This is a genomic window from Sphaerimonospora mesophila (genome assembly GCF_001417795.1).
Lineage (GTDB): Bacteria > Actinomycetota > Actinomycetes > Streptosporangiales > Streptosporangiaceae > Sphaerimonospora > Sphaerimonospora mesophila.
Window position 1 is genome coordinate 557,183 of sequence record NZ_BCBX01000030.1, and the last position, 20,114, is coordinate 577,296.

The following is a 20,114-nucleotide window of genomic DNA, read 5'->3' on the forward strand; positions in this document are numbered from 1 at the left end:
ATCCGGCCCTGGTCAACAGCTTTCGGATTTCCGAAATGCATACCTGAACCTGTCCGCGTGCGGTGAGCGGCGGGTGCTCGCCCCAAACGGCCTCGATCAGCTGATCCATCGAAGTCACGCTGTTCACATTCAGGCCCAGCATGGCGAGAACCACCTGCTGTCTGGGGCCGCCGAGGTCGAGCGAATCACCTCCGGCGACCAGTTCAAGCGGTCCAAGGATCTTAAGTGCCAATGTCCCCCTCCTGTTTTCGCCGTACCCCCCCGGGAAGCGGTGCGGAATCCCCAAGTTCACGGTTCAGGCATACATGGCCGGATGGACGATACGGCGGCAGGTTATCTGCGTCAATCAATCTTTCCGGGCGCTGCGGTGGCCGGTCGGACCCGGGCGAGGAGCACCGCGTCCCGCGCCCCACTCGCCGGGAGAGACGGGCCGCGGACCTGGGTCCGTACGGCCCCTCCGGCCCCCGGAAATCCCGGCCGCGCGTGGGCAGGACCCTGTTTGTCAGACGCCACCGAGGACTTTACGGACAGAGCGGTGAGCGTGGTGCGGGAGGGGGTAGGGCGGCCAAAGGATCCGCCGGCATGCCGACCGTCTCGGCGCGGCGGCCGAGCGGCGGCTGACCGGTGACGATCCGTACGGCCGGAGCGCGCCGACGCACATCTCCGCCGCGACGCTCGCGCGCGTTCTCGTCACATCCGGCCACGGCCCAGCGCAGGCCGCAGCACAGACAGTCCCAAAAGACACAGGTTCGATAAGACACAGACCAGCCACACCGCCCACGACGCGTCATGCCGTGCCGCGCCATGCGTCATGCTGCCTGGCGTCCCGCCCTCGCACCCCCCGCACGGCGACGAGTGGAGGTGGAGGGAGCGTCCGATGACTGATTCCGAAATCCGCCCGCCCGAGTTCCCGTCGCGGGAGCCCACCCGGCGCAGGCCTGGAGGCCGCCGGCTCGTTCTCGGCGTCGCGGCGGCCGCGTTGGTCGCCACCGGCGCGGGCCTGGCCACCGCGGGCAACTCGCCAGGTATTCACCCCGCGGCCCAGCCACCGCGGATCCAGCCCACTCCCGGAGCCAGCGCGACACCCGGCGGCGGGTACCAGACCTTCACCACCCAGACCGGGGTCGCCACCTCGGTCGGGCAGAACTCCATCTCGGTGCGCGGGGACGACGGCGGTGCGCGTACCTACGCCGTCAACGGCTCGACCCGCGTCTGCGCCGGACCGGAGGGCATCTCCGGGATCAGGAACGGTGACAAGGTCTGGGTGATCGGCTCGGCCCAGGGGCAGCGACCGGCCGCTTTCATGATCACGGACCTGACCCGGCCGCAGTGGCTCGGACACGGCGCGGGAGGCCCGGCTTCACCGGCGCAGACCGGCCCGGGAGCGCCGGTGCCTTCGGAGACCGCGCCGTCGCCGCACGGGACCGGGACCCCGGGTCCGGAGGAGACGGCCGGCCCCGAGACGGTCGAGCCGACCGACTGACGAAGGAAAGGGTGACGGCCTAGAGACGACAGGGGCCGGTTCCGGTACGGCGGGCCTCGTCGTACCGGAACCGGCCATTCGACCGGTCCTGGCACCGGTGTGGACGTGCGGTTACGACGTCGAGAACGTGAACCAGTTGACGTTGACGAAGTCGGCGGGCTGGCCGCTGCTGAACGTGAGGTAGACGGTGTGCGTGCCGGTCACGGCGGAGATGTTCGCCGGCACGGTGCGCCAGCTCTGCCAGCCGCCCGTGTCGGCGATCGCGAAGCTGCCGATCGGCGCGGCCGTCAGGCTGTCGAGCCTGACCTGGACGAGGCCGCTCACCCCGGCCGCCGCGCCCGAGGCCACCCTTGCCTTGAACTGCGTGACCGGGGTCGAGCCGAAGTCGACCCTGTCATAGCGGAGCCAGTCGCCGCTCGCGATGTAGCCGACGTTCTGCCCGCCGCCGGTGTCGCTGGTGGGCTCCACCGAGGTGCCGCTCTGGGCCTGGTAGTTCTCGGCCTGGATGGTGGACCGGGCGTCGACGCCGCCGGGCGGCGGCGAGGTCGGCGGGGAGGTGGGCGAGGGGCTCGGCGACGTGCCGCCGCCGCTCTGCCATACCGCTACGTAGTCGACCACCATGGGCCGCCCGGAGACGGTGGCCGAGGTCGGGGTGGCGCGGCCGGACACGCCGTTGGGGAAGGCGCCGCCCATCGCGACGTTGAGCAGCAGGAAGTAGCCGGCGTGCGACGTCATGTTGGACCAGGTCGTGGCGTCGAGCTGGTTCTGGCTGACGCTGTGGAACTGCTGGCCGTCGACGTACCACCGCAGCTGGTTGGGCGTGACGCTGGTGTCCCACTCGAAGCGGTAGGTGTGGAAGGCCGACTGGCAGGTCGAACCGGGGCAGGCCCGGCTGGCGCCGCGGCCGTTGGTCTCGTCGCACGGCCCGCCGGAGGCGACGCCGCAGTGCAGCACGCCCCAGACCGTGTTGAGCCCGTTGACGTTCTCCATGATGTCGAACTCGCCGATCGCCGGCCAGTTCCAGTAGTTGCCGCGGTACGGCGAGCCGAGCGCCCAGAAGGCCGGCCAGTAGCCGAGGGCGGCGTCACCGGTCACGTTCGGCATCTGGATGCGGCCCTCGATCCGCAGGATGCGGCCGGGGGCCGGCTTGAAGTCGGCTCGGCGGGTCTCGATGCGGGCGGAGGTCCAGTTCTGACCGCTCCCGATCGGCGTGATGCGAAGGTTGCCGTTGCCGTCCAGGCTGACGTTGGCGGGGTTCGCGGTGTAGTTCTGGATCTCTCCGGTGCCCCAGTTGGCCGGACCGCCGGGATAGGAATGACCGGTGTCGATGATCCAGTTGGTGGACGACGGCAGTGATCCGGCCGAACCGTTGAAGTCGTCCGCCCAGACCAGCGACCAGCCCGACGGGGTGGCCGGCACCGCCGCGCCGGCCGGCCGTACGGCGACGGCGACGACCGCCGCGCAGGCGACGAGCAGGGCCAAGAGCGGGCGGCGGAGCCATCGTGTCCGGACGGATCGCCCAAACGCTGGGGGATGGGACGCAGGGGGATGGGACTCATGCATGGCTGCCTCTTCTCCTTGATCTCCTCGGCGGAGATTCGTCAAGGACAGGGGAACGCGCCGCGGCCGCGGACCGACTTGCCGACACTTTCCTCCTCGATCAGACATCGGTCAAGGGCCCAAGTAGTGTCCGCGAGAGCGTTTTCTCCGCCGAGCGCTGGCTGACTAGGCCAAACCGCTGAGAGCGCTCTCCCCAACTCGTATAACGAGGATCGTTACTGATCCTGGTATTGACGCTCCGCACACTCCAGGCCCACTCTGTGCTGAGAGCGTTCTGAGAGCGCTCTCTTCAAGATCGAATTTCCAGAACCCAAGGAGGGTTCATGGGCACTCCCCGCCTCTCCACGGCACACCGGATGAACAAGATCACCCGACTCGCCGCCCCCATGATCGCCGCCACTCTGCTGACCCTCACCGCCGCATGCGGCGGCGGAGGCGGCGGCACCTCCACCCAGTCGGACGGCTCCGGCGGATCGGCCGAGAAGATCAAGCTGACGGTGGCGCTGTTCGGCGACTTCGGCTTCAAGCCGCTCTACGAGGAGTTCAAGAAGACGCACCCGAACGTCGAGATCGAGGAGCGTCAGGCCGCCTTCGCCGACCACCACACCAACCTCGCCACCCATCTGGCCACCGGCGCGGGCACGGCGGACGTCGAGGCCATCGAGGTCGGCTACATCAGCCAGTTCACCGCCCAGCCGGACAGGTTCACCGACCTCAAGCAGTTCGGACTGGAGCGGCGGCAGAGCGACTACCTCGACTGGAAGTGGCAGCAGGGCCTCGCGCCGAACGGCGCCCTCATCGGCCTCGGCACCGACGTCGGCGGCCTGGCGATGTGCTACAGAACCGACCTGTTCGAACAGGCCGGGCTGCCGACCGGGCGCGAGGAGGTGTCGGCGCTGTGGCCCACCTGGGAGCAGTACATCGAGATCGGCAAGAAGTTCGCCGCCGCTGCGCCCAAGGACGCCAAGTTCTTCGACAGCCCCGGTGAGATCATGCGCGCGATGATCGCGCAGGCCCCGGTCGGCGTATACGACGCGCAGGACAACATCGTCGTCGGCACCAACCCCGACATCAAGAAGGCCTGGGACCTGTCGGTCCAGATGATCGACGCCGGCCTGTCGGCCAAGATCGGGGCGTTCACCCCGGAGTGGAACACCGGCTTCGCCAAGGGCACGTTCGCGACCGTCATCTGCCCGGCGTGGATGACCGCCTACATCCAGGACCAGGCCAAGAACTCGGCCGGCAAGTGGGACATCGCCACGGTGCCCGGCGGCGCGGGCAACTCCGGCGGCAGCCACCTCACCGTGCCCAAGCAGAGCAAGCACCCCAAGGAGGCCGCCGAGCTGATCGACCTGCTGACCTCGGCGGAGAGCCAGGCCGCCGTGTTCAAGGCCACCGGCAACTTCCCGTCGATCCCCTCGCTGTACGGCCAGGCGGACATCCAGAACTTCACCAAGGACTTCTTCAACGACGCGCCGGTCGGCAAGATCTACTCCGACGCGGCGGCGAACCTCAAGCCCCAGCACCTCGGGCCGCGGGAGGGCGATGTGCGTACGGCGATCGGCAACGGCCTCGGCCGGGTCGAGCAGGGCCGCCAGACGCCCGATGAGGCCTGGGCCCAGGTCCTCAAGGACGTCGGGGACATCAAGTAGTCCGGATGTCCCGTCAAAGCGTCTCCGTGACTCGTCCGTCCGCACCAGAGGACGGCCACCCGCCTGCCCCCGGCCGCGCGGCCGGGGCGGGCGGCCTGCCTCGGCCGGTCGTCCGTCTGGGGCGGTCGGCCACGCCGTACACCTTCGTCTCGCCGTTCTTCCTGCTCTTCGCGGCCTTCGGGCTCTTCCCGCTGATCTACACGGCCTGGGTCTCACTGCACGACTGGAACCTGCTGAGCAGCGAGAACCCGTTCATCGGGCTGGAGAACTACGGGGAGCTGTTCGCCGACGGATATTTCTGGAACGCGGCGTTCAACACGCTGTCCATCGGACTGCTGTCGGCGATCCCCCAGCTCGCGCTGGCCCTGGTGCTCGCGCACCTGCTGAACCGGCCGCTGCGTGCGCAGACGATGTGGCGGATCACGCTGCTGCTGCCCAACGTGACGAGCGTCGTCGCCGTGGTGGTGATCTTCAGCCAGCTCTTCGGCCGCGAGTTCGGGCTGGTCAACCTGGTGCTCGGCGTCTTCGGGGTCGACCCGGTGAACTGGCAGGCCGACGTGGCGAGCTCGCACATCGCGATCGCCTTGATGATCATGTGGCGGTGGACGGGTTACAACGCGCTCATCTACCTCGCCGCGATGCAGGCCGTACCACGCGAGCTGTACGAGGCGGCGACCATCGACGGGGCGTCCGGCGCCCGCCAGCTCCGGCGGATCACGATCCCGATGATCCGGCCGACGATCATCTTCACGGTCATCGTCACCACGATCGGCTCGATGCAGATCATCGCCGAGCCGCTGCTGTTCGGCGCCCAGGTCAGCAACGGCGCCTCCGTCACGGGCGGCACCGACAGGCAGTTCCAGACGCTGGCGCTCTACCTCTACGAGAAGGGATTCCGGAGTTTCGAGTTCGGCTACGCCTCGGCGGCGGCGTGGGTGATGTTCCTGCTCGTCATCCTCGTCGTGGGCGTCAACTACCTGGTCGTACGGCGCATGCGAGGTGGGCTGGAGTGAAATCGCCGCTGAAGTCACCGTTGAAAACGTCATCGAGAACGCCGTCGAGAACGTCGTTGAAATCACTGCGCAGGAACCCGCTCACCTATCTCACGCTCACCGCCGTGGCGTTCTTCTCGGCGTTCCCCATCTACTGGAGCGTGATCGTCGCCTCGCACGACAACGCGGCGCTGGCCGAGGTGCCGCCGCCGCTGCTGCCCGGCGGCAACTTCTTCGCCAACGTGCAGCGGGTCTTCGACACCGCGCCCTTCGCGCTGGCGCTGCTCAACTCGGTCGTCGTGGCCGGCGCGATCACCTTCTCGGTGATGCTCTTCTCCACGCTGGCCGGCTTCGCCTTCGCCAAGCTGCGCTTCCGCGGCCGCAACGTGCTGCTGCTGCTGACCGTGGTGACGATGATGGTGCCGACGCAGCTCGGCATCATCCCGCTGTACATGCTCATGATCAAACTCGAGTGGACCGGCACGATGTACGCGGTCATCGTTCCCGCCCTGGTCAGCGCGTTCGGCGTGTTCTTCATGACGCAGTACCTGAGCCGCGCGCTGCCCACCGAGCTGCTGGAGGCCGGCCGGATGGACGGCTGCGGCACCTGGCGGCTGTTCTGGCACGTCGTCATCCCGGCGGCCCGGCCGGCCGCGGCCGTGCTCGGCATGCTCACGTTCATGACCGCGTGGAACGACTACTTCTGGCCGCTCGTCGTCCTCACCCCGGACAACCCGACGGTGCAGGTCGCGCTGTCGCAGCTCGCCAGCGGGTACGTCAGGGACTTCACCCTCGGTCTGACCGGCACGGCGGTGGCGACCTTGCCGCTGGTGCTGATCTTCGTCATGCTCGGAAAGCAGATCATCGGAGGAATCATGCAGGGAGCTGTTAAAGGATGATGAGTTCTCCTGACGGCTTCGGCCGCTTCCCCGACGACTTCGTCTGGGGTACGGCCACGGCGTCCTACCAGATCGAGGGCGCGGTCTCGGCGGCCGGCCGGGGCGCGTCCATCTGGGACACGTTCTCCCACACCCCCGGCAAGGTGGCCGACGGCCACACCGGCGACGTCGCCTGCGACCACTATCACCGGTACGCAGAGGACGTACGGCTCATGGCCGACCTCGGCCTGAAGGCGTACCGCTTCTCGATCGCCTGGCCCCGCATCCAGCCGACCGGGGCCGGGCCGGTCAACGCCGAAGGCCTCGGCTTCTACGACCGGCTGGTGGACGAACTGCTCGGCCGGGGCATCGCCCCCTACGCCACCCTCTATCACTGGGATCTGCCCCAGGCGCTGGAGGACCTGGGCGGCTGGACCGAGCGGGACACCGCGTTCCGGTTCGCCGACTACGCCCTGGCCGTACACGACCGGCTCGGCGACCGGATCAGGACGTGGACGACGCTGAACGAGCCCTGGGTGTCGGCGTTCCTCGGCTACTGCTCGGGGGTGCACGCACCCGGACGGCGCAGCCCGGCCGCCGGGTTCCGGGCCGCGCACCACCTGCTGCTCGGACACGGCCTGGCCGCCTCGGCCCTGCGTTCTGCAGGCGCCGCCGAGTTGGCGCTCACGCTCAACCTCGGCACCATATTGGGCGAGGACGAGGAGGCCGTGGCCCGGGTCGACGCGCTGCTGAACCGGCAGTTCCTCGACCCCGCGCTGCGCGGGCGCTACCCGGAGGAGGTCCTGGAGATCGCGGCCGGACACGGAGGCCTCGATCACATCAGGGACGGCGACCTCGCCGTGATCAACCAGCCCATCGACCTGCTCGGGGTCAACTACTACTGCCCCACGACCGTCTCACGTTCGCCCGGCGAGCCGGCCAATCCGGACTACCCCGGCACCGAGGACATCCGGTTCGTGCCGCCGACCGGCCCGGTGACCTCGATGGGCTGGCCCATCGAACCGGCGTCCCTGGAGACCCTGCTCGTACGGCTGTCGCGCGACTATCCGGAGGTCGGGCTGCTGATCACCGAGAACGGCGCGGCCTTCGAGGACGGCGTGACCGACGACGAGACGGGCGCTGGGCGGGTCCACGACCCCGAGAGGATCGCCTTCCTCGACGGGCACCTGCGGGCCGCGCACGCCGCGATCGCGGCCGGTGCGGACCTCCGCGGTTATCTCGTATGGTCGCTACTGGACAATTTCGAGTGGGCCTACGGCTACCACAAGCGGTTCGGCATCGTGTACGTCGATTTCTCGACCCAGCGACGCCTCCCCAAGGACAGCGCGCTGTGGTATCGGGAGGTCATCCAACGCAACGGGCTGCAGGGGGAATGAATGAGACGACCCACGCTGGAGGCGGTGGCGGCGCGGGCGGGGGTGTCCCGCGCGACCGTCTCCCGGGTCGTGAACGGCAGGCTCACCGTCACTCCGCAGATCAGGGAGGCGGTGCTGCGCGCGGTCGACGAGCTGGGCTACGTCCCCAACTCGGCCGCGCGCAGCCTGGTCACCCAGCGGACCGGGTCGATCGCCCTGGTCGTGTCCGAGCCGCCGACCCGGGTCTTCTCCGAAGATCCGATGTTCGCGACCGTCATCCGCTCGGCCAGCCTGGAGCTGGAGGCCGCGGACCGGCAGGTCGTGCTGATGCTGGCCGGCTCGACCAAGAGCCACGCGCGGATCGAGCGGTACATCGCGGGCGGCCACGTCGACGGCGTCATGCTGATCTCCATGCACGGCGCCGATCCGCTGCCCGCGGCGATCACGCGGATGGGCGTCCCCGTCGTCTCGTACGGCAGGCCGGCCGTGCCCGTGCCGCTGCCGTACGTCGACAACGACAACGTGGGCGGCGCCGAGAAGGCCGTACGGCACCTGCTGGAACGGGGACGGCGCCGCATCGCGACCATCGCCGGGCCACAGGACATGATCGGCGGGCAGGACCGGCTCACCGGCTACCGCGACGCGCTGCGCGCCTGCGACCGCCGCTCGATCGTCGCCGTCGGCGACTTCACCCGTGAGTCCGGCGCGGTCGCCATGCGGCACCTGCTGGAGGACGATCCCGCGCTGGACGCGGTGTTCGTCGCCAACGACCTGATGGCGATCGGTGCGCTGCAGACGCTGCGCCAGGCCGGCCGGCGGGTGCCGGACGACGTCGCCGTGGTCGGGTTCGACGACATCGAGGCCGCCCGCTACACCGAGCCCCCGCTGACTACGATCAGGCACCCGATCGTGGAGCAGGCGGTCGCGATGGTCCGGCTGCTGCTTGGCCTGTTCGAGGGCGGCCCGGCCGCCCCGGTCATCCTCCCCACCGAACTCATCATCCGCGAGTCCGCCTGAACCGTTCAGGCGGCGCTCTCCTCGGGTACGGCCGTCGCCTGAACGGTGGCCAGGACTTCGACGAGGGCGTCGACGTCGGGATCGGAGAAGATGGTCTCGGGACCGCCGGGAGCGACCGACGTGAACGGAGACTCATAGAGCACGTCGACCTCCATGAAGCCGTTCCTCGTCAGGAAGTCGATCACCAGCGTCACGAAGTGCAGTTGGTTGGCGGTGAGGTTCCGGCCGGACTGGAACCGGTCGAACGCCTTCGCCGCGGCCGCACGGTCGAGGCCGGTCAGCCCACGGAGGAACAGGCCGAGCCCGCCGTGCTCGGACTTGGCCCGCTCGATGTCATCCCCGGTGCCGAAGCCGTTCCTGAGGAAGATCAGCTCAAGTTGGTCGAGGTCGGCCGAGGTGATCTGCCGGTTCCGCTGGATCTTCTGGATCACGAGCTCGTTCTCGTGGCTGCGCAGGTAGGTCCGCACCTTGGCCTCGAACCTGGACTTGTCCGTCCCCAGGGAAACGCCGTTGATCTGCGTCACGCTCAGGTCGCCGAGCTCGTCCTCGAAGTCCGTGTAGACGATGCCGCGCTTCACCCTGGGGATGAGCTTGACCAGCCCACGCAGCCGCTTGCGCATGTTCTCCAGCATCGGCAGCGTGACGTCCTCCCACCACTGGTCGGTGGTGAGGTCTTCGAGGAACTCCTGCTGCCGCCTGACGTTGGGAATGGTCAGCGTGGTCGGATCGAGCAGGGCCGAGGCGATCTCCTGCACCTGCGTGCGGAGCTTGGGGTAGTCAGCGTCTGCCCGGATCAGGGCGAGCTGCAGCCGCAGCGAGAGCAGGTCGAAGCGCTTGGCCTCCTGACTGTTGTCGTCGTCGCGGAACTCGGTGGGGAGCCCGGCCAGAGTCGAGGTGATCTCGGCATGCTTGTCCGGAGTGATCCGATGCCAGCTGGCCGGCTCCCGATAGGTCTCGACCTCGCGTAGACGACGGCGCACCTCGACGTTGGCGGTGTTCATGTTGGCCACCTCGGCCTGCAGCCGCTCCGCCAGAGCCCAGCGCAGATCGACCTCGCTCTTCGTCCCGTCTGGTGTGCCGTCCTTCGGCGGGGACAGCTCGGGGTGCTGCTGGTCGAGGTCGAGCAGCAGGTCCATCCGCTGCCGGAACAGCCGCTCGCTCAGCGAGGGCTGGATCCTGCCCTCGGCAGTCGGAAAGTTCTGGTTGAAGAACTCCACGTTCTGGCACAGGTCGAAGACGAGGAAACCGCTCTTGTCCTGGTTGGGGCCGAACAGGTCGGGGCACAGCCGGGTGCCACGCCCGATCATCTGCCAGAACTTCGTCTTGGACCGTACGAGCTTCGCGAACACCAGGTTGACGACCTCGGGCACGTCGATCCCGGTGTCGAGCATGTCGACCGAGATGGCGATGTGCGGGGCCTTGTCACGGTCGGAGAACTTGTCGATCAGATCCTGGGCGAGCCGCTTCTGATGGGTGATGACCTGCGCGAACGCGCCCTTGTACTCGGGAAAGAGCTCGTTGAAACGCTGGGCGATAAACTCGGCGTGGTTGTTGTTCCGGGCGAAGATGATCGTCTTGCCCAGGCGCTCCCCACCCTCGACCTTCGCGCCGTACCTCATGAGCGTGATGAGCGTCTTGTCGATGGTGTCGGCGTTGAACAGGAACTTGTTGATCTCGTCGGCGCTGACCTCGTCGGGGGCGTCGTCGTTCTCCGACCAGTCGATCGCGTCCCACTTCTCCTTGTCCTCGTCCGAGAGATCGTCGTACCTTATGCCGCCGCGCTGGAACTTCAGCGGGACGTCCACCGCGCTCGGGGCGACGAGGTAGCCCTGGGCCACGGCCTCGTCCAGGCTGTAGACATCGGTGGGCACGCCGTCTTCGAGGTGAAAGAGACGGTAGGTGTTGCGGTCGATCTCGTCCTTCGGCGTGGCGGTCAGCCCGACGAGCAGCGAGTCGAAGTAGTCGAAGATCGCTCCGTACTTCTGGTAGACCGACCGGTGCGCCTCGTCGATGACGACCAGGTCGAAGTAGCCCGGTCCGAATCTGCGCACGCCGTCGGCGGTCTCGTTGATGAGGTTCATGATGGTCGGGTACGTCGAGACGTAGACCCGGCCCTCGTCGTTCTTCTCGGTCAGCAGGTTCACCGTCGGCACGCCGGGCAGGTGCTCCTTGAACGCGTTGGCGGCCTGGGTGACCAGGGCCTGCCGATCGGCCAGGAACAGCACCCGCTTCACCCAGTTGGCCCGGATCAACTGGTCGACCAGCGCGATGACCGTACGGGTCTTGCCCGAGCCGGTCGCCATCACCAGCAGCGCGTGCCGCATGCCGTCCTTGTCGAAGGTCTCGCCGATGCGCTGGATGGCCAGGGTCTGATAGTTGCGGTTGACGATCTCGGGATTGATCGGTTCCGTCGACAGCGGCCGGCGGCTGCTGCGGCGATGAATCAGCGTACGGAGCTCGTCCTTGGTGTAGAACCCCTGGACCTTCCGGGGCGGATAGTTCCGGTCGTCCCAGAGGTAGGTGTCGTAGCCGTTGGTGTAGAAAATCACCGGCCGCTGGCCGAACATCTGCTCCAGACAGTCGGCGTACAGCTTGGCCTGGTGCTGGCCGACGCCGGCGTCGTGGCTGGTGCGCTTGGCCTCGACCAGGCCGAGCGGCTTGCCGTTGTCGTCCCACAGGACGTAGTCGACCCTGCCGGTGCCGCCCTTGGGCATGCCGGTGACCGGGAACTCCCGATCTTCCTTCTTGTCGAGCGGCCAGCCCGCTTCCTTGAGCAGCAGATCGATGAGCAGCTCGCGAGTGTCGGCCTCGTTGTAGTCGTGGGCGTCCGGGACCGCCGCGTTGGCCGCCTTGGCCTGCTTGATCTCGGCCCGGAGCTCAGCCAGCTCGGCATCGAGGTCCTGGTTCTTGCGAAGTTGCTTGGCCAACTCGGCCTGCTGCCTGGCGAACTCCTCGGCCATGGCCTGGATCTCGGCCTGCCTCTTCTGCCTGACCTCGGCCGGGACGGGCTTGGGAATCAGCGTCTGATCGAAGGCCAGGCCGACGGTCGGCATCTGACTACGCGCGTAGCGGCGAGCGATCCAGTACATGACGTGGAACAGCTCGGCCACGGTCCGGACCGCGTCGGTGGGCGGCACCGGCCCCCTGCGGTGCACGGCCGAGTTTCCCTGCCGCCGGATGAGGTCCATCTTGGTGCGAATCGCCGGGCCGACCAGCCTGACCATGGTCGGCTCAGTGATCCGGGCGGCGAGATCGTCCCGGTACGGCAGCCGCAGCGTGTCGTCAGCCGTATAGAGCCAGGCGACCGCCAACTCCAGCGTCCGCCGGGCGTAGAAGCACGACACCCGTGGATCGGCGACCGCCAACCGCTCGGCGCGAGTGGCTTCTTCGTATAAATCAGGCCATTCCGGACGAAGAAACTCGAAGTTGCCCAACGGACACCCTCCGGGGAAGGATTCAGTTATCCCGAGTGTCCCACAACTCCCCCCGAAACGCCCGCTGCTGCAACGACGCGAACAGGTTGTCCAGCTCGGCGAGGTGGGATGTGTACAACGAGCGAAGCTGCTCAATGGAGGCGACGCGTTCCCCAAAAGCGTTTTGCAAGTCTAGTGGCGGGAGCCCGCATTCAATCGAAAGAACCTTGGCCTGAGAGATGTTCTTCATCGACCCACTGCTGCCAGTGGACTTTCTGCTTACTTCACAGCGAAACCCCGGCTGACGAAACAGATGTCGAACATAGAGCACATTTGCGCGAGCTGGTGAATACCATAGAAATCGCCAAAGCTTGTCAGGGAGGAGGGCATTGAGGGGCGGATTGATTGCAAGTGCAGTCGCGCCGATAAGTTCCGCCGTATTGGCTCGACTAAACAGTAAATCTCCATCCCGCACAACATGCGACATCGGCGGGATATAGCCCTCGGGGGCTGGCTTACTCTCCTCGGCCTTGAATACACCGGAAGTCACTGCGCTGACCTTCAGGATCCGATACCTGGTATTGCCGTTCTCTTCGCCGGCTGCAAGGTTTTTTCCGCTCTCGAACCCTTTGATGAAGTCAGCCACCTCCGCGACCGGCCAACTGCGGTCGTTCTCCACTGGATCACCGAACATGTCACGGAAGATGGACTGAGCGAGGCTGTCGAGAAGGGAGATTGCCTTCCAACGCTGCGCGCGCAGGGCATCGGCACGATCGAGCACCTCAGCAATTTGTCGCTGCTTATCTAGAGGTGGAAGGGGAACCGCAAGCTTCTCAAGAGTTGATTTCCGAATCGATGGAACCGTCGTCGAGTCGGCAAGCGGGTAAAGGTCAAGCGACTTCCAAAAATGATAGAAGTAGCGCAAATCAACCATGCACTTATCGGGCGAAACTGCCATGACATTATTGTCAACAAGGCATGGTCGCACAGTAATGGCACAGAAGTTCTGGCGGATCGCCTCGCCAATTTTCGCGAATACAATGGAGCCTTCCGGCACTATTCTCGCCTTGAGCTCTCGCACGTCTGCCGCGCTTACATAATTATCTGCATGCGATAATTGACTTCCCCCTGCCCTGGCAAGCTTCGAAATGTCTCCAACCTTGGCAAATGGGTATGCACCAAACGTCTTTCCTTGATATCTAACCGGAAAGCCGGTTCCCGCTTGAATTGTTGCAATGCTGCCAAGTGGCACTATGGACCATAGCGTCATCCCAGCATCCCCTTTAGATTGGACATGCCCTGCTGGATGTCGGACTCGATGCGTTCCAGCTCTTCCAGGATTTCGCTCGGCGGGCGGTGCTCGACTTCCTCGTGGACGACTTCCTTGTATCGGTTGAGGCTAAGGTCGTAGCCCTGGGCGGCGATGTCGGCCTTGGGGACGCAGAAGCTCTGCTCGGTCCTGGCGCGCTTTTTCTCGCTGCCGTTGCGGAGTGTCCACCGGGCGAGCGCATCCGGGAGGTTGTTCTTGGCGTGCTCGGCCTCGTCAAGCTGAGTTCTCGGCGTGGGGCCAAGCTTGTCTTCGGTCAGCAACGGAGTCCGCTTGTCGTCCAGGCTGAAGCCGTCCGCAGTGACCTCGTAAAACCAGACGTCGTCCGTACCACCGCTGTTGGTCTTGGTGAAGAACAGGATGGCCGTGGAGACTCCGGTGTACGGCTTGAAGGTACCGCTCGGGAGTTTGACCACCGCGTCGAGTTTGTGGTCTTCGACCAGGATGCGGCGGAGTTCCTTGTGCGCCTTCGTCGATCCGAAGAGCACCCCGTCGGGCACGATGACGGCCGCCCGGCCACCGGGCTTGAGCAGGCGGAGGAAGAGCGCCAAGAACAGCAGCTCGGTCTTCTTCGTCTTGACGACCTTGAGCAGGTCCTTGGCGGTGGTCTCGTAATCGAGACTCCCGGCGAACGGTGGGTTGGCGAGGATCATCGTGTAGCGCTCAGCCTCGCTCGCGGTGCTCTCGGCCAGCGAGTCCCGATAGCGGATATCGGGACGCTCGATCTCGTGGAGCAGCATGTTCATGCTGGCGATCCGCAGCATCGTGCTGTCGAAGTCGAAGCCGTGGAACATGTTCTCGTTGAAGTGGCGCCGCTGCGCCAGGTCGAGCAGTGCGTCCTTGTGGGTCCGGGCGACGTACTGCGCCGCCGCGACGAGGAAGCCGGCCGTGCCACAGGCCGGGTCGCAGATCTCGTCCCCTGGTCCGGGGGCCATCATCTCCACGATGAGCTGGATGATGTGCCGCGATGTCCGGAACTGGCCGTTCTGGCCCGAGGTCGCGAGCTTGCTGAGCATGTACTCGTAGAGATCGCCCTTGGTGTCTCGCTCACCCAACTGGATGTCGTCGATCATGTCGACGACCTTGGTGAGCAGGTTCGCCGTGGGGATCGTGAACCGCGCGTCCTTCATGTGCTGGGAGTAGGTGGAGCCTTCGCCGCCCAGCACGCGCAGCCACGGGAAGACCGCGTCCCGCACGGTCTGGTGCATGCTCTCCGGGTGCAGCTCGATGAACTGCGACCACCGCAGCACGTTGGTTTCGTCATCATAGATCGGGTGCTCGATGGGCTTGCCGGTCCGGCTGGCCTTGCGCTCCTTCGCGGTCTGGATGTCCTCCAGCCGCCGGATGAACATCAGATAGGTGATCTGCTCGATGACCTCCAGCGGGTTGGAGATCCCCCCTGACCAGAAGGCGTCCCAGAGCCGGTCAATTTTGTTCCTCAGTTCACCCGTAATCACGATCCGTCAGCGTAGCGGAGCAATCGACACCCCATCAGCTTCCCAAGATGACAGCACGGGTTCGACTCCCGTCACCCCTCCACTTCCAGATCGCTGGGCAGGTAACCCACCGTTCCAGCTACTTGGTCCCCAGCGGCGTATGTCCTTCATGCGTCGGACTCAGTCAATGGCGCTCGCCCGCTCGTGGCCAACCTGGCAGTATCAGGAGCGAGGGGAGACACCATGACCTACGACCGCATCACCGTCGAGCCCGATAAGCTCGAAGGCAAGCCCACCATCCGCGGCCTGCGCATCACCGTCGAGACCGTGGTCCGACTCGTTGCCGCCGGCTGGTCCTTCGACGAGATCTTGTCGGACTACCCCGATCTCGAACGCGACGACGTCAAGCAGGCTCTCGAGTACGCAGCGGCGTCGACGAACGTCCACTTCTACCGGCTTCGCGAGTCGGCGTGAACTTCCTGGTCGACGAGAACCTCTCACCTCGAGTCGCCGAACTACTCACCAAAGCCGATCATGACGCGGTACACGTTCGTGTTCTTCACGCGAAGAGCGCACCGGACACCACGATCATGGCACTTGCCGTAGCGGGCGACCGGGTCATCATTTCCGCTGACACCGACTTCGGCGCGCTCCTGGCTCAGGCTCGCGCCACCGAACCTTCGGTCATCCTCGTTCGCGAGCTCCTGGAACTCCGGCCACCCGACCTGGTGAACACCATCCTTTCGAACCTCGATATCCTCCAACCGCATCTCTCCAGGGGCGCGATCGCGGCGTTCACAACTACCGGCATCCGCGTTCGGGGTCTCCCGCTTCGTTAAAGGCGCCGAACGGCAGGGTGCCCCGCAACCTCTCAGACCAAGGCGTTCCGGTTGAGGCTTAGACCAGGCGGTCCCTTGCCAAGCAAGACCAACGGCGTGCTCACATAGACACACCCACCCGACCGGAGTAGGAGGAGACGCCACAGAACCTCGCCCAACCAGGTAGGCGCGACCCGCGTACCGCAAGCTCCCCTCAGCAGCACGCGGGTATCCCCGGACCTGCCAGCGCGAGCGATCCGGGGTGCCTCCGCGGTCAGATGTTGAACTCGCCGCTCTTCACACCGGCGATGAAGGCGCTCCACTCGCTCGGGGTGAAGGCCAGCACCGGACCTGAGCGGTCCTTGCTGTCCCGTACGGCCACCAGGCCCGGCAAGTTCGTGGCCACCTCGACACAGTTGTTTCCGCTGCCGCTGTGGCTGCTCTTACGCCAGTTCGCCATGGACAGGTCAGTCATGAGGGAGATTGTCCTTGGTATTCAAGATCAGCTTCAAGCTTTCTTCGGCCGGCAGAGCCGCATCGCTGATTCGCGCGAACGCGGATCTGTAGCGGTCCACTTGCTCGGTGCTCTCGACGTAGACATCGCCTGCGGTGCCCTCGACGTACGCAACGTCAGGATCGGCCTCCTCGGCGAAGGAGAGTATCGTGAACGCGCCCTCCAGACCGGCGTGCGCTCCGACGTCATAGGGGAGGACGCGGATCGTCACGTTGGGTCGCCTCGCTGAGTTCAGCAGCGCGTCCAGTTGATCGCGCATCACGCGGGGACCGCCTATCGGACGTCGAATTACTCCCTCGTCCAGCACTGCATGTAGCTCCGGTGCGTTGGGCCGGCTCAGCAATGTGCGGCGTGCCATGCGCGCCCTGACCCTCCTATGGACGTCGTCGGGATCAGGAGCCCCGGGCCGCCCTGCACTGATCACGTGGCGGGCATAGTCCTCGGTTTGGAGCAGGCCCGGAACGAGTTGTACTTCCCATTGGCGGATGAAGGCCGCCTCGTCTTCCAGGCCGACGTACGAGCCGGTAAACACGTCAGCGTAGGCCGTCCACCAGCCCCGTTGCCGGCCTTCCTTCGCGAGCTGAATCAGTCCGGCCCGAGCCCTTGAGTCGACCCCATAAAGATCGCAGATATCGGAGACATCGGCCGAACTCGCGCGGGTGCGACCTGTCTCGATGCGGCTGATTTTGCTACGACTCCAACCGAGGCGAGCAGCGGCAGCCTCGGGACTCAACCCGCTGTTCTCGCGCAGTCTTCGGAGTTCACGGGCGAGACGCCGGAGGCGAACCGTGGGGCTGTGGGTCGATGACATGAGGTCAGTGTGCCTCAACAGAGAGTGCCGATAGAGGGCAATGCACGAAGCAAAGAGAATCTGCACATTGCATTGACAGCTTGCATCACTCGACCTCAACATGGCCATGTGCGAATCGGAGTCAGCAGATCACTCTGAGTCGTCAACCTCAGGCTGTGACGTCTCGGAGACGGAAACGGAAGGATCTGTTAGAAAACGACTCTTCTTCGCTAACCAACAGCGGACCCGCCCGCCGCTGCCACGACAGGGCGGGTCCTGATCAGGAAGTGAGGTTTCCTGACCATGTCACACGATAGGGCCACGACACCCGGGGCGGAGTTCGCCGGGTGGCGGATCATGAGAAGCGACGAGGGGCGACTGTGGGCCAGCCGGCAGCGGCCGTTCTCTCCAGAGGCCGAGCAGGCCGGCGCCTACCGCACGGTCGACGGTGACAACCTGCGCGCACTGTGTCAGGCCATCGCCGAGCAGGAGAGCCTCGCCGAGATGGCGGTGACCCAATGACCGGGAACGAAATCACAGGCCGGGCCTCGATCGACATCGCCGAGCCGAGTGCGAACGACGGTCGGCGAGACGGCGGACTCCCACAGGGCGCTCTTAACGCCCGCGACCGGTACGTTTCGAGCCGGCCGGTCCGGGATCGGTCGTGCCCACCGTGGTGCATGGACGCTCACATCGACGAGCACCCCGGCGAGCGCATCCATAACGCCTGGATTCAGGCCGTCGACCTGCACGCCATCCCCCTGGCGGGGCTTCCACAGCGGCTCTGGCTCGACCTCGTACTCAGCCCCGGCGACGACGAGCCCCGCATCCACCTCCAGACCGACCATCGCACCATCATCGAGATGACGATCGCCGAAGCCCGCAGCGCCGGAATGCACCTCATCGGCCTGGCCGCCCTCGCCGTCATGGAGACCCCACCCACGTAAGTCCGACCCGCCACACCTGCCTTGGGCTCGGCAGCCGTACGGCTCAGGCCGTACGCAACCTGAAGCTCCCCGCGTGGCAGACCCAATGAGCCGCCCTGCCGATCACTGTTACCGATGATCGGCAGGGTCTGGGCGGCCTTCCACGAACACCTTCCCATCGGGGAAGGCCGCTCCACCAAACGGCCCGCCTGCCGTACCACCCCCGTGACGACAGGCGGGCCACCCCACCCCGGACCTGAGATCTGACGGCGCGCCTCGGGGCCACGGCTCCGCTGCCCAGGATCGTGGCGTTTTCATTCACCCGCGGGAGTTGGATGTCGTGTGAACGTCCACCTACCGTTTTGCCGCCATCGGTGGGCTCACCGACTTCCACCCGGCGTCGGATCTCCTCAGCCTGGTCAATCAGGTCCTGTAGGCCACGGGATCGGCTCGGAGAACCGCACGCCGCCACCGGGACTCCACGCACTCGTGCAGGGGTGTCAGATCTAGATCGTCCGAGACCGTGCGCACAGCCTCGCGGCACTGCTGGTCGAAGGCTTCGAGATCCTCAATGGGAAGCGCGGCACGGATGGTACGCGGGCTGCGATCGTTACGAAGCCTGCGCGAACCTGCTGCGGTCTACGCCCATAGCTTCCCGGCTCTTGAGGTTGTACCGTCATGCTCTTGCCCCTTCTACCCGCCTTCGAAGCTATAAACGGCAACTGGCAGAGGGCGACTGACCGCGAGGGACTCTCCGACGTAAGGCCGAGCCTCAAGGTCGTGTTCAGTCGGGTGTCTCATCCATCCAAAGTTTGTTTTCGGCCAGTTCGAGGCCGAGTCGGTCGGCCCACTGCTGCGCCCATGCCCTCATGGCGTTGATCTCCTTTAGGCCACAGCCGTACACCGTGAACTCCTCATCCTGAAAGGCAGCCGCATGTTCGAGCTGGTCGCGTAGGTCTTCGGGGAAGAAGTCCTCGCCGAGGACGCCTGGCCATGGTGGTCAGTTCCGCATCGCTGAAGTACTCGGTGGCCGCGTGCACATCAATGAGATCGCGGGGTAGACCGCGATCGTGCAGTGCGCCCACCTTGAGAGCCACCGCGTCCTCCAACGAGAGCACAGGGCCGAAGCTCATGCTCGTCGGTGGATGGTTCAGTGGTTCCTTGAGGACGTCGATGCGATAGCTCGTGCCATGAGGGAATCGTACGAGCAGATGCCCCTTGCGGTCCTGTGCCGAGATCACGGAGGTTTCAAGGTCGGCCTGCTGATAGGCATGTGCAAGAGCGTTGACGATTTCTTCCATCGGTGCGCTGCTGGCAGTGGCGAAGTCAATGTCGTCAGAAGGTCTGTCGACAAGACCGTGTGCCTTGATCGCGTATCCGCCGGCCAGGACCAAGCCGTACCTATCGCAGACAGGCAGGGCAGCTTGCATCAGCAGCGCGTGGTCGCCTTCAAGCAGGGCGGGCAACTGAAGTTCGCAATTCGGGGAAGTGGTCCTGCCACTGCCGACGCAGTGGGCGAGGCAGACGGAGTCGTGACCACTGCGCACGCAGGAGATCGGCGTTCAACCATCGGGTGTAGTGTTCGCGGGTGACCCCGGCGGTCAGCACAGTCATGTAGCAGAGGTACCGCTGATCGGGATCGGCCAGGTCGAAGCTCCGGCGGCCGGACCATGCGAGATCGACCGGTAGCATCACCACCCCGTGATCGGGGCCGGCTAACTCGTCCAGAGACAAGGGCATGGCCTCGTCCGCGCCGGCCCACCATGATGGCAACGACGCCGCATCCTGGCTGCTCATGTCTCCAGTGTGGCCTAATCTCTCGACACGCGCACCCACAACGCCGTCCCGGTCACCCAGTCGGTAGGCGTATCGGTGAGGATCGTGTGACTTTGGATGCGAGTGTGATCAAGGTGCGATAGAAGGCGTCAAAGG

At 65.8% G+C, this 20,114-nt stretch carries 19 protein-coding genes and 1 pseudogene; 10 read left to right on the forward strand and 10 right to left on the reverse strand.

The annotated features are described in order from the left end of the window. Positions 1–232, reverse strand: a 232-nt coding sequence (locus AP234_RS37015; RefSeq protein WP_200926193.1) for a winged helix-turn-helix domain-containing protein, incomplete at its 3' end; no start/stop codon positions are given. 645 nt (positions 233–877) lie between these two features. Between AP234_RS37015 and AP234_RS02885 the strand changes: the two genes are divergently transcribed. Further along, a complete protein-coding gene (locus AP234_RS02885; RefSeq protein WP_055477909.1) occupies positions 878–1,483 on the forward strand; it encodes a hypothetical protein in 606 nt (201 codons plus the stop codon). 111 nt (positions 1,484–1,594) lie between these two features. Here AP234_RS02885 and AP234_RS02890 read toward each other — a convergent pair whose 3' ends face one another. Next, the gene (locus tag AP234_RS02890) at positions 1,595–2,965 is read right to left on the reverse strand and encodes a glycoside hydrolase family 16 protein (RefSeq protein WP_055477910.1); all 1,371 of its coding nucleotides are present in this window, start codon (positions 2,963–2,965) and stop codon (positions 1,595–1,597) included. A 401-nt stretch (positions 2,966–3,366) separates the two neighbouring features. Here AP234_RS02890 and AP234_RS02895 point away from each other — a divergent pair, with 401 nt between their 5' ends. From AP234_RS02895 to AP234_RS02915, 5 genes are read left to right on the forward strand one after another with little or no spacing between them, the layout of a single operon-like run. Then, entirely contained in the window at positions 3,367–4,695 is a 1,329-nt protein-coding gene (locus AP234_RS02895; protein WP_235557922.1) for an extracellular solute-binding protein, read from the forward strand. Positions 4,696–4,721: 26 nt separating this feature from the next. Further along, positions 4,722–5,708: a carbohydrate ABC transporter permease gene (locus AP234_RS02900; protein ID WP_235557923.1), complete on the forward strand. Its 987-nt coding sequence runs from the start codon at positions 4,722–4,724 to the stop codon at positions 5,706–5,708. A gap of 56 nt (positions 5,709–5,764) precedes the next feature. Then, positions 5,765–6,586, forward strand: coding sequence for a carbohydrate ABC transporter permease (locus AP234_RS02905; protein ID WP_083501705.1), 822 nt, complete (start codon positions 5,765–5,767; stop codon positions 6,584–6,586). After that, positions 6,583–7,962, forward strand: coding sequence for a GH1 family beta-glucosidase (locus AP234_RS02910; protein ID WP_235557924.1), 1,380 nt, complete (start codon positions 6,583–6,585; stop codon positions 7,960–7,962). Before AP234_RS02905 ends, AP234_RS02910 begins: the two co-directional genes overlap by 4 nt. Next, entirely contained in the window at positions 7,963–8,958 is a 996-nt protein-coding gene (locus AP234_RS02915) for a LacI family DNA-binding transcriptional regulator (RefSeq protein ID WP_055477912.1), read from the forward strand. 5 nt (positions 8,959–8,963) lie between these two features. Here AP234_RS02915 and AP234_RS02920 read toward each other — a convergent pair whose 3' ends face one another. The 3 genes from AP234_RS02920 to AP234_RS02930 are packed head-to-tail and all read right to left on the reverse strand — an operon-like array spanning position 8,964 to position 15,155. Next, complete coding sequence (locus tag AP234_RS02920; RefSeq protein ID WP_055477913.1) at positions 8,964–12,392, reverse strand: DEAD/DEAH box helicase family protein; 3,429 nt, start codon at positions 12,390–12,392, stop codon at positions 8,964–8,966. A gap of 22 nt (positions 12,393–12,414) precedes the next feature. Next, positions 12,415–13,641: a restriction endonuclease subunit S gene (locus AP234_RS34555; RefSeq protein WP_083501706.1), complete on the reverse strand. Its 1,227-nt coding sequence runs from the start codon at positions 13,639–13,641 to the stop codon at positions 12,415–12,417. Further along, positions 13,638–15,155: a type I restriction-modification system subunit M gene (locus AP234_RS02930; RefSeq protein ID WP_055477915.1), complete on the reverse strand. Its 1,518-nt coding sequence runs from the start codon at positions 15,153–15,155 to the stop codon at positions 13,638–13,640. The genes AP234_RS34555 and AP234_RS02930 overlap by 4 nt, the downstream gene beginning before the upstream one ends. Positions 15,156–15,377: 222 nt before the next feature. Between AP234_RS02930 and AP234_RS02935 the strand changes: the two genes are divergently transcribed. Then, positions 15,378–15,608: a DUF433 domain-containing protein gene (locus AP234_RS02935; protein ID WP_055477916.1), complete on the forward strand. Its 231-nt coding sequence runs from the start codon at positions 15,378–15,380 to the stop codon at positions 15,606–15,608. After that, positions 15,605–15,973: a DUF5615 family PIN-like protein gene (locus AP234_RS02940; protein WP_055477917.1), complete on the forward strand. Its 369-nt coding sequence runs from the start codon at positions 15,605–15,607 to the stop codon at positions 15,971–15,973. The genes AP234_RS02935 and AP234_RS02940 overlap by 4 nt, the downstream gene beginning before the upstream one ends. A gap of 253 nt (positions 15,974–16,226) precedes the next feature. Here the strand turns inward: AP234_RS02940 and AP234_RS02945 are convergent, their stop codons facing one another. Both AP234_RS02945 and AP234_RS02950 read right to left on the reverse strand, forming a co-directional pair. After that, a complete protein-coding gene (locus AP234_RS02945; RefSeq protein ID WP_055477918.1) occupies positions 16,227–16,427 on the reverse strand; it encodes a DUF397 domain-containing protein in 201 nt (66 codons plus the stop codon). Next, the gene (locus AP234_RS02950) at positions 16,420–17,277 is read right to left on the reverse strand and encodes a helix-turn-helix domain-containing protein (RefSeq protein WP_055478225.1); all 858 of its coding nucleotides are present in this window, start codon (positions 17,275–17,277) and stop codon (positions 16,420–16,422) included. Before AP234_RS02950 ends, AP234_RS02945 begins: the two co-directional genes overlap by 8 nt. 282 nt (positions 17,278–17,559) lie before the next feature. On the opposite strand from AP234_RS02950, the gene AP234_RS02955 reads away from it, so the two are divergent. Continuing rightward, positions 17,560–17,778 carry a hypothetical protein gene (locus tag AP234_RS02955; protein ID WP_055477919.1) on the forward strand — a complete coding sequence of 73 codons (219 nt, stop codon included), beginning with the start codon at positions 17,560–17,562 and terminating at the stop codon, positions 17,776–17,778. Between the two features lie 158 nt (positions 17,779–17,936). Further along, positions 17,937–18,203, forward strand: a complete 267-nt coding sequence (locus tag AP234_RS35845) for a hypothetical protein (RefSeq protein ID WP_152990202.1) — start codon at positions 17,937–17,939, stop codon at positions 18,201–18,203. A 402-nt stretch (positions 18,204–18,605) separates the two neighbouring features. Here AP234_RS35845 and AP234_RS39370 read toward each other — a convergent pair. From AP234_RS39370 to AP234_RS02965, 3 genes and pseudogenes are all read right to left on the reverse strand, one after another. Further along, positions 18,606–18,791 (reverse strand): annotated as a pseudogene (locus AP234_RS39370) (DUF6247 family protein); the annotation flags it as partial. Between the two features lie 305 nt (positions 18,792–19,096). Next, on the reverse strand, positions 19,097–19,648 hold the full coding sequence (locus AP234_RS34560; RefSeq protein ID WP_083501707.1) for a nucleotidyl transferase AbiEii/AbiGii toxin family protein: 552 nt from the start codon (positions 19,646–19,648) through the stop codon (positions 19,097–19,099). Then, on the reverse strand, positions 19,632–19,979 hold the full coding sequence (locus AP234_RS02965) for a hypothetical protein (RefSeq protein ID WP_055477921.1): 348 nt from the start codon (positions 19,977–19,979) through the stop codon (positions 19,632–19,634). Before AP234_RS02965 ends, AP234_RS34560 begins: the two co-directional genes overlap by 17 nt. Positions 19,980–20,114: the final 135 nt, after the last annotated feature.